The following is an 8,599-nucleotide window of genomic DNA, read 5'->3' on the forward strand; positions in this document are numbered from 1 at the left end:
GAACTAATTAAATTTAAAATAAAGACATGGAGTTCTCGGCTAAGCAAATTGCAGCATTTATCCAAGGGGAAATCATTGGAGACGAAAACGCTACGGTACATACATTCGCTAAGATAGAAGAGGGAATGCCTGGAGCTATCTCTTTTTTGTCAAATCCCAAATATACACCTTACATTTACGAAACGCAATCAAGCATTGTATTGGTAAATAAGGACTTCAATCCCGAACATGAAATCAAAGCAACCCTTATCAAAGTAGACAATGCATACGAGAGCCTGGCGAAATTGCTCAACCTCTACGAAATGAGCAAACCCAAGAAACAAGGTATCGACTCATTGGCTTTCGTCGCCCCAAGTGCCCAAATCGGCGAGAACGTATATATAGGTGCTTTTGCCTACATCGGCGAAAATACCGTCGTTGGTGACAATACCCAGATTTATCCGCATACTTTCGTCGGAGACGGCGTGAAGATAGGCAACAACTGCCTGCTCTACTCCAACGTCAATGTTTATCACGATTGCCGCATAGGAAACGAGTGTATCCTGCATTCGGGTACGGTAATCGGAGCAGACGGATTCGGCTTCGCTCCCACTCCGGACGGATATGACAAGATTCCTCAAATCGGAATCGTTGTCCTGGAGGATAAAGTAGAGATAGGTGCCAACACTTGCGTAGACCGTGCTACAATGGGAGCTACGGTGATACACAGCGGCGTGAAATTAGATAACCTGATACAGATAGCACACAACGACGAAATCGGTTCGCACACCGTAATGGCCGCACAGGCAGGCGTAGCCGGTTCTACCAAAATAGGCGAATGGTGTATGTTCGGCGGACAAGTAGGCATAGCCGGACACATAAAGATAGGAAACAAGGTAGGCTTAGGCGCACAATCGGGCGTGCCCGGAAGCATCAAGTCGGGCAGCCAGCTTATCGGAACTCCCCCTATGGAGCCCAAGCAATATTTTAAGGCTTCTGTTGTACAAAGAAACCTGCCGGATATGCAAAAAGAGCTGCGTAGCCTGCGCAAAGAAATCGAAGAATTAAAACAACTATTAAATAAATAGCCAATGCTGAAACAAAAAACGCTGAAAGATAGCTTTTCACTAAGCGGGAAAGGTCTTCACACTGGACTTGATCTCACAGTCACATTCAATCCTGCTCCGGACAATCACGGATACAAAATCCAACGTATTGACGTAGAGGGACAACCCATTATTGATGCGGTAGCCGACAACGTGACAGAAACCACCCGTGGTACTGTGTTGTCGAAGAATGGAGTCAAAGTAAGCACCGTTGAACATGGTATGGCAGCCCTTTATGCATTGGGCATCGACAACTGCCTTATCCAAGTGAACGGCCCGGAGTTTCCGATTTTAGATGGTAGTGCACAATATTATGTAGAAGAAATAGAGCGTGTAGGAACTGTTGAACAGAATGCTGTCAAGGACTTTTATATCATCAAGTCCAAGATTGAATTCCGCGACGAAGCAACAGGTTCTTCCATCATTGTATTGCCGGACGAGAATTTCAGCCTGAACGTACTGGTTTCTTACGAATCGACAATCATACCCAACCAGTTTGCCACACTGGAAGATATGCATAAGTTCAAGGACGAAATAGCTGCCAGCCGCACCTTTGTCTTTGTGCGCGAAATAGAGCCGCTTCTTTCTGCCGGACTGATTAAAGGAGGCGACCTGGACAATGCAATCGTTATCTACGAACGTAAGATGTCGCAGGAAAGTTACGACCAGTTGGCAGACGTAATGGGAGTTCCTCATATGGACGCCGGCGAATTGGGATATATCAATCACAAACCATTGGTTTGGCCGAACGAATGTGCCCGCCACAAACTGCTGGACGTTATCGGCGACCTTGCCTTAATCGGCAAACCGATTAAAGGACGCATCATCGCTACCCGTCCGGGACACACCATCAACAACAAGTTTGCCCGTCAGATGCGAAAAGAAATCCGTCTGCACGAAATACAGGCACCCGCTTACGACTGCAACCGCGAGCCGATAATGGACGTAAACCGTATCCGCGAACTGTTGCCCCACCGCTATCCTTTCCAATTAGTGGACAAAGTAATCGAAATCGGTGCCAACTACATTGTAGGTGTGAAAAATGTCACTGCCAACGAGCCTTTCTTCCAGGGACACTTCCCGCAAGAACCCGTCATGCCGGGAGTGCTTCAAGTGGAAGCGATGGCGCAGGTGGGCGGACTGCTCGTACTGAACTCCGTTGACGAGCCAGATCGTTATTCTACTTACTTCTTGAAAATAGACGGTGTGAAATTCCGCCAGAAAGTAGTGCCGGGAGATACACTGATTTTCCGTGTAGAACTGTTGGCTCCCATCCGTCGTGGCGTCTCTACGATGAAAGGCTACGTATTCGTGGGTGAAAAAGTAGTGTGCGAAGCCGAGTTCATGGCACAAATAGTAAAAAACAAGTAATTAACAATTGGAAATTCAAATGATAAGTCCTTTAGCGTATATTCATCCAGAAGCAAAAATAGGAGAAAACGTAGAAATTGCGCCTTTCGTATTCATTGATAAAAACGTGGTTATCGGCGACAACAATAAAATTATGGCGAATGCCAATATTTTATACGGTTCACGCATCGGTAACGGCAATACGATTTTTCCGGGTGCCGTAATCGGAGCTATTCCGCAAGACCTCAAATTCCACGGAGAGGAATCGACTGCTGAAATCGGAGATAACAACCTGATTCGCGAAAATGTGACAATCAACCGTGGCACGGCGGCTAAAGGGCGCACGATTGTGGGAAATAATAATTTATTGATGGAAGGCGTACACGTGGCACACGATGCATTGGTTGGTAACGGTTGTATTATCGGCAACTCTACCAAGATGGCTGGCGAAATTGTCATTGACGACAATGCAATTGTCAGTGCCAATGTGTTGATGCATCAATTCTGTCGGGTAGGCAGCTATGTTATGATTCAGGGTGGCTCACGCTTCAGCAAGGATATTCCGCCGTATATTATTGCAGGACGCGAACCAATCGCTTATAGCGGAATCAACATCATCGGTCTGCGCCGTCGTGGCTTTGCCAATGAAGTGATTGAAAATATTCACAATGCCTATCGTATCATCTACCAGAGCGGTTTGAATACGACAGATGCATTAAAGAAAATTGAAGATGAATTCGAGAAGAGTCCTGAAATCGACTATATCATCGACTTCATCCGTAACTCAGAACGTGGTATAATTAAATAAACAGTTCAAAATAGTCATATTATGATATACAGATTTACTATCATATCTGATGAAGTTGACGATTTTGTCAGAGAAATACAAATTGACCCGGAAGCAACATTCTATGATTTCCACGAGGCAATATTGAAATCGGTAGGGTATGCAAACGACCAAATGACTTCTTTCTTTATCTGCGACGACGACTGGGAAAAAGAAAAGGAAGTGACTTTGGAAGAGATGGACGACAACCCGGAAATGGACAGTTGGGTGATGAAGGAAACTACCGTCAGTGAACTGGTCGAAGACGAAAAGCAGAAGTTATTGTATGTATTTGACTACATGACGGAACGTTGCTTCTTCATCGAGTTGTCCGAAATTATCACCGGAAAGGAAATGAAGGGAGGCAAATGTACCAAAAAGTCGGGAGATGCCCCTAAACAAACAATTGACTTTGAAGAAATGGCTGCTGTCGGTGGTTCACTCGACCTGGACGAGAACTTCTACGGTGACCAGGATTTCGATATGGAAGACTTCGACCAGGAAGGATTTGACATCGGAGGAAATTCGGCAGACTCTTACGAAGACGATAAATTTTAAATAAACAACTAATGATTAGTGATTAAAGCAGCAGATTGTTTGCACTGCATTAATCACTAATCATCATCCCAATTACTTCATTAACACTAATCACCAAGTTCATTGCCTACTCTCATTGTTCTTATAGGTCCTACTGGCGTAGGAAAAACCGAATTGAGTCTACGGATAGCAGAGCATTTCCAAACGAGCATCGTATCCGCCGATTCGAGACAGCTTTTTGCCGAATTAAAAATAGGTACGGCTGCACCTACTCCCGAACAATTAGCACGCGTATCGCATCACTTAGTCGGTACTCTTCACCTTACAGACTATTACAGTGCCGCCCAATACGAAACGGAAGCATTGGAAATCCTCAAGAAGTTATTCGCAAAACATGAGGTGGTAATTCTTACCGGCGGCTCAATGATGTACGTAGACGCCATCTGCAAAGGCATTGACGACATTCCTACAGTAGATGCGGAAACCCGCCAACTTATGTTGCAGAAATACGAAACGGAAGGACTTGAACAACTTTGTGCCGAACTTCGCCTGTTAGACCCGGAATATTATCGCATTGTAGATTTGAAAAACCCCAAACGGGTAATTCATGCATTGGAAATCTGCTATATGACCGGACGCACTTACACCTCTTTTCGCACACAGCAAAAGAAAGAACGCCCATTCCGCATTGTTAAGGTAGGACTGACCCGCGACCGACAGGAACTTTACGATCGCATCAACCGCCGTGTAGATATGATGATGGAAGAAGGGCTGTTGGAAGAAGTACGCTCCGTACTTCCCTACCGCCACCTCAATTCGCTCAATACAGTAGGTTATAAAGAACTGTTCAAATACTTGGATGGAGAATGGGAATTAACGTTTGCAATCGAAAAGATAAAACAGAATTCACGCATTTATTCACGCAAGCAAATGACGTGGTTCAAACGGGATGAAGAAATACGCTGGTTCCACCCGGAACAAGAAACGGAGATACTTGCGTACCTCCGTCAATCCTTGTAAAATTCCCAGCTTTTAAGAACAGCTCGCATTGCAAGTATTACTTTTCGGCATTCTTTTTCCTGGCTTGAAACTCATCTTCCGTATATAGGGTGATAATTATTACTCCATTTTTCCCTTTATCTCCATATATTTCAGTACCCGATTCGTTTTTCAATATGGAGATACTCTTAATACGCTCGGTTTCTATCGTCGATAAATACTCTTTCGACACCTCTTTGCCATTCACAATATATAGAAGTGGTGCTCCCTCTTTCACTCCACGTAAGTTAATACCTTTCACCACACTGACAGAAGATGTGTTTTTGCTCCTCCCAAATTGTTCTGTGACAGTAGCCTGCAAATCCACTACCTCCTGTTCCATTCGCACAAATACGGTAGCAGCAGCAGGAACTCTTTGAGATTTATAGCCGATGAACGAGAACATCAAGTCGCTTCCTTTTTTTGCCTTTAAACTGAAACGTCCGTTTATATCCGTAATTGCGCCGCACGTAGTGTTGGGTACATAGATACTCACTCCCGGCTTCACACGTCCCTGTTCATCGACAACAGTACCGCTCACCTGAAAATCGGGCACTACTCTTGCCGGCTTTTCTTCTTTGGCAGAACAAGCATCCGGTTTCTTTGGCACGTTCGTTCCGGCTGTTACAATCTCTTCCGCCGATGGAGCGTCTCCAAATCTTACCGGAACCGAATATCTCACCGGAACAGCTACGCCACGCTGCTTTCCCGGACGCCAATCGGGCATCTCGCTTACAATCTTTACCGCTTCCTGATTCAACGAGGGTTGGTCGGATTTTATCACGTGTATCTCCGCGACCTTACTTGTTTCTACAACAGTAAAGCCCACTACTACCACCCCCTTCTGCTTTGCCTTTCATAAGAGAACCGGCGATCTTCTCGTTCAAATACTTTTGCAATGTTTCCATACCGCCTGCATACTCCGGCATTTGTTCCACCACTTCAAAAATGGCAGTTTCGTCTTTCGCGGTTCCTTCATACCCTACGACACATACAGACGTAGTAGAAACTGCCTTTTTCAGTCTACGCACGGTATCTTGCAGTACCTTTTCTTGCACAATTTCTGCCAAATCATTAACTTTGACTGCTGAAATCTCTTCTGCTTTTTCAGAGATTTCGGGACGGGCAAACGCTGTTACTGTAATAGCTACCAACGGAAGTACATACAGGTACTTCAAACGTGCCCACGGACTTGATTTTTCTTTTAACATCATAGTGATACGTTTTTTAAGTTTACTGTGATTAAAGCTGTTGGCCATAGAGTAGAGCCTTGTGCCAACGGCTTTTTTATTAATAATAGTTGATATTCTTTCGCATTTACCCCCTCATTGATTACAGTCTCGTCTGCTTCATACTCATGAATATTCTGCAATTCCTGCTTTAGCAACCATGCTCCGGGATTGAACCACTGAAAAAAGATACAAATATCTGCCAACAATAAATCAATGGAATGACGATGACGAATATGTGCAGCTTCGTGAATCAGGATTTCACGTTCGTTCTCTTTCAGGTCTTTCTGGCTGATAACGATATACTTCATCCAACTGAACGGAGCTATCTCCCGCTCATGAACAACAAGCGTGACTCCCTCCTCTGATTTCTCTCCCTTACCGGAATGTATCAATCTGAAAAGGCTGAATAAGGAATACAAATTGTGGCAAGCAAGGAGTATGATACCAGCCAAATAGACAAACAGAACGATTTCTATCCAAGACAAGGAAGCAACTTCATCCACTGCCGCTCCGGTCGCATCAACAGAGGCAGATTCCATATCCGCCATCGTCAACAACTACTCAATGGTAAGCATTGTCTGCTGTATCTCAATCTGATGGTTGGTTGTTATCTCAATAAAGGGAATAGGCAACGATAAAAAGAGTACTCCCAACAAAGCAATGCGATTAAACCGATGAAAAGTCTCCTTACTTAACAATAACCGGAAAAACAGATAAAACAGGGTAAAACAGACGGACGATTTTAATATATAAATGAAGAAAAGTCCCCATAGTATCAGTGTTCGTTTAACAGATTAATCTTTCTTACCAGCCTGCTCCACTTCGTCAATAAGCCGCTTCAATTCGGCTAAAGAAATATCTTCCTCTTTGACCAAAGAGGAGACAGCACTCAAGTAAGAATTATTAAAATACTTGCTAATTACATTCCGAAGCGTTCCCTTCCGAAAATCGTCTTCACTGACTGTAGGATAATATTGATAAGTATTACCAAAGGTGCAATGAGACAGAAAACCTTTCTCTTCCAACCCACGCACAATAGTAGATAATGTATTGAAATGCGGTTTCGGCTCTTCATAGAAAGCCAGCATTTCTTTCACGAACAGAGGGCCCTTTTCCCAAAAAAAGCTCATGATTTCTTCTTCTTTTGCTGTTAATCCTTTCATATCTTCAACATTGTTTGCTGCAAAGAACGAAAACTTTTAGTTCACAAACTAATTTTCATAGTTAATACAAACTAAATGATATAGTTTAACGTAAGTTCGATATAATCAGAACATATCCAGTTGCCCGTCATTGACAGTTTCAATCAAAGTTCTCTTCCTAAGCAATATCTTATGGCGATACTCATCAAGGAGTTCTTCATATTATTCTTGACCTTAGTAATCGTCTGCATACCATTAAGAAAGAAGTTCTCGAACAAAGTCTGCCCGATATATCCCTTGTCCGCATACAATTTTCCCTTTATTTTTTCCAGAAACTTTCCTTGTTTCAATGGTTCCCTGTCATCCACATTGCCGGGAGTAAACATAAAATTGAGAAAGTCTTGTGAATCAAGGATGCTTACGTTCAGCCTATCGGTTAGCGGAGAATTGCCTAAGATTTAATTTTCCGTTGCCTACAGACTAACGGTCGGAATGCATAAATTTATTCGTCTGACTATAGTTGAACTTGCGTCTGACTGTAGTGTTTCTTTCGTCTGACTATAGTCAGACGAAACGGTCACTATAGTCAGACGAATAAATTTTAGTAAGAAAACCGACAGACATTCGCATGGCAGCCGACAGGCCATCGCAGGAAAAAGATTAGTTTTATATAAGGCTCATGCGTGTGTATACAACGTTTTCGGGTAGGCAAAAGTATCGGAAAGTACATCGGGGAATCAGCTTCCCGCCGCATCTTTTTCCGATGCTGACGAACTATTGCCCGCCTTGCAAGATTTCTTTTTCAAACGTCCGCTTTTCCGCAAGGCTTCGGCAATAATCCATTGAAGTTGCCCGTTCGTACTCCGAAACTCGTCAGCCGCCCATTTTTCAATGGCCTCCATAGTTTCAGTATCCACGCGCAAAACAAAACTCTTTATTGAAGATTCTTTTTTAGCCACTCCTGTTACATTTCTATTTTTTAATTGTTAATCAATGGTTCAGCGTACCTGCATTGACAACCGGTTGCGCAGCTTCGTCCGCACACAGCACCACAAGCAAATTACTTACCATAGCCGCTTTCTTTTCTTCGTCCAACTCCACAATTTCCTCTTCAGAAAGTTTCTGTAACGCCATACGCACCATAGACACGGCACCTTCTACTATCTTTTCACGGGCACTGATAATAGCCGATGCTTGTTGTCGACGCAACATAACCGCCGCAATTTCAGGTGCATAAGCCAAGTAATTGATACGCGCTTCTACAATCTCCATACCTGCCATAGCCAAACGCTCGTTTAATTTTTGTTCCAACTGGTCATTAATTTCATCGCCGCCACTACGCAAAGTCAACTCACTCCGGTCGGTCTCATTGTCGTCATAAGCATAGAG

At 43.7% G+C, this 8,599-nt stretch carries 9 protein-coding genes and 2 pseudogenes; 5 read left to right on the forward strand and 6 right to left on the reverse strand.

Going from position 1 to position 8,599, the window contains the following annotated elements:
- Positions 1-26 precede the first annotated feature (26 nt).
- The 5 genes from lpxD (at position 27) to miaA (ending at position 4,818) form a co-directional block, all read left to right on the forward strand.
- Positions 27-1,067, forward strand: coding sequence for a UDP-3-O-(3-hydroxymyristoyl)glucosamine N-acyltransferase (gene lpxD, locus QZ331_RS01770; RefSeq protein WP_294627482.1), 1,041 nt, complete (start codon positions 27-29; stop codon positions 1,065-1,067).
- Positions 1,068-1,070: 3 nt separating this feature from the next.
- Positions 1,071-2,456, forward strand: coding sequence for a bifunctional UDP-3-O-[3-hydroxymyristoyl] N-acetylglucosamine deacetylase/3-hydroxyacyl-ACP dehydratase (locus QZ331_RS01775; RefSeq protein ID WP_294627484.1), 1,386 nt, complete (start codon positions 1,071-1,073; stop codon positions 2,454-2,456).
- 19 nt (positions 2,457-2,475) lie between these two features.
- Complete coding sequence (lpxA, locus tag QZ331_RS01780; protein WP_294627486.1) at positions 2,476-3,243, forward strand: acyl-ACP--UDP-N-acetylglucosamine O-acyltransferase; 768 nt, start codon at positions 2,476-2,478, stop codon at positions 3,241-3,243.
- 21 nt (positions 3,244-3,264) lie between these two features.
- Entirely contained in the window at positions 3,265-3,819 is a 555-nt protein-coding gene (locus QZ331_RS01785; RefSeq protein ID WP_294627488.1) for a hypothetical protein, read from the forward strand.
- Positions 3,820-3,921: 102 nt separating this feature from the next.
- Positions 3,922-4,818: a tRNA (adenosine(37)-N6)-dimethylallyltransferase MiaA gene (gene miaA, locus QZ331_RS01790; protein WP_294627490.1), complete on the forward strand. Its 897-nt coding sequence runs from the start codon at positions 3,922-3,924 to the stop codon at positions 4,816-4,818.
- Between the two features lie 37 nt (positions 4,819-4,855).
- Here miaA and QZ331_RS01795 read toward each other — a convergent pair whose 3' ends face one another.
- The 6 genes and pseudogenes from QZ331_RS01795 to QZ331_RS01820 all read right to left on the reverse strand — a co-directional run.
- Positions 4,856-5,179 carry a TonB-dependent receptor plug domain-containing protein gene (locus QZ331_RS01795; RefSeq protein ID WP_294627518.1) on the reverse strand — a complete coding sequence of 108 codons (324 nt, stop codon included), beginning with the start codon at positions 5,177-5,179 and terminating at the stop codon, positions 4,856-4,858.
- A 27-nt stretch (positions 5,180-5,206) separates the two neighbouring features.
- Positions 5,207-6,643: pseudogene (locus QZ331_RS01800) on the reverse strand (carboxypeptidase-like regulatory domain-containing protein); the annotation flags it as partial.
- A gap of 219 nt (positions 6,644-6,862) precedes the next feature.
- A complete protein-coding gene (locus QZ331_RS01805) occupies positions 6,863-7,231 on the reverse strand; it encodes a BlaI/MecI/CopY family transcriptional regulator (protein WP_294627491.1) in 369 nt (122 codons plus the stop codon).
- Positions 7,232-7,357: 126 nt separating this feature from the next.
- Positions 7,358-7,641 (reverse strand): annotated as a pseudogene (locus QZ331_RS01810) (transposase); the annotation flags it as partial.
- 306 nt (positions 7,642-7,947) lie between these two features.
- Positions 7,948-8,169: an Arc family DNA-binding protein gene (locus QZ331_RS01815; RefSeq protein WP_294627492.1), complete on the reverse strand. Its 222-nt coding sequence runs from the start codon at positions 8,167-8,169 to the stop codon at positions 7,948-7,950.
- 31 nt (positions 8,170-8,200) lie between these two features.
- The coding region (locus QZ331_RS01820; RefSeq protein WP_294627494.1) for an SPFH domain-containing protein at positions 8,201-8,599 on the reverse strand (399 nt) is incomplete at its 5' end.

It is taken from the genome of uncultured Bacteroides sp., from assembly GCF_910586915.1.
In the GTDB taxonomy this organism is placed as follows: Bacteria; Bacteroidota; Bacteroidia; order Bacteroidales; family Bacteroidaceae; genus Bacteroides.

Coding starts and splice junctions, on each gene's coding strand:
- lpxD (WP_294627482.1), top strand. CDS start 27: ATGGAGTTCTCGGCTAAGCAAATTGCAGCATTTATCCAAGGGGAAATC.
- QZ331_RS01775 (WP_294627484.1), top strand. CDS start 1,071: ATGCTGAAACAAAAAACGCTGAAAGATAGCTTTTCACTAAGCGGGAAA.
- QZ331_RS01805 (WP_294627491.1), bottom strand. CDS start 7,231: ATGAAAGGATTAACAGCAAAAGAAGAAGAAATCATGAGCTTTTTTTGG.
- lpxA (WP_294627486.1), top strand. CDS start 2,476: ATGATAAGTCCTTTAGCGTATATTCATCCAGAAGCAAAAATAGGAGAA.
- QZ331_RS01795 (WP_294627518.1), bottom strand. CDS start 5,179: ATGGAACAGGAGGTAGTGGATTTGCAGGCTACTGTCACAGAACAATTT.
- QZ331_RS01785 (WP_294627488.1), top strand. CDS start 3,265: ATGATATACAGATTTACTATCATATCTGATGAAGTTGACGATTTTGTC.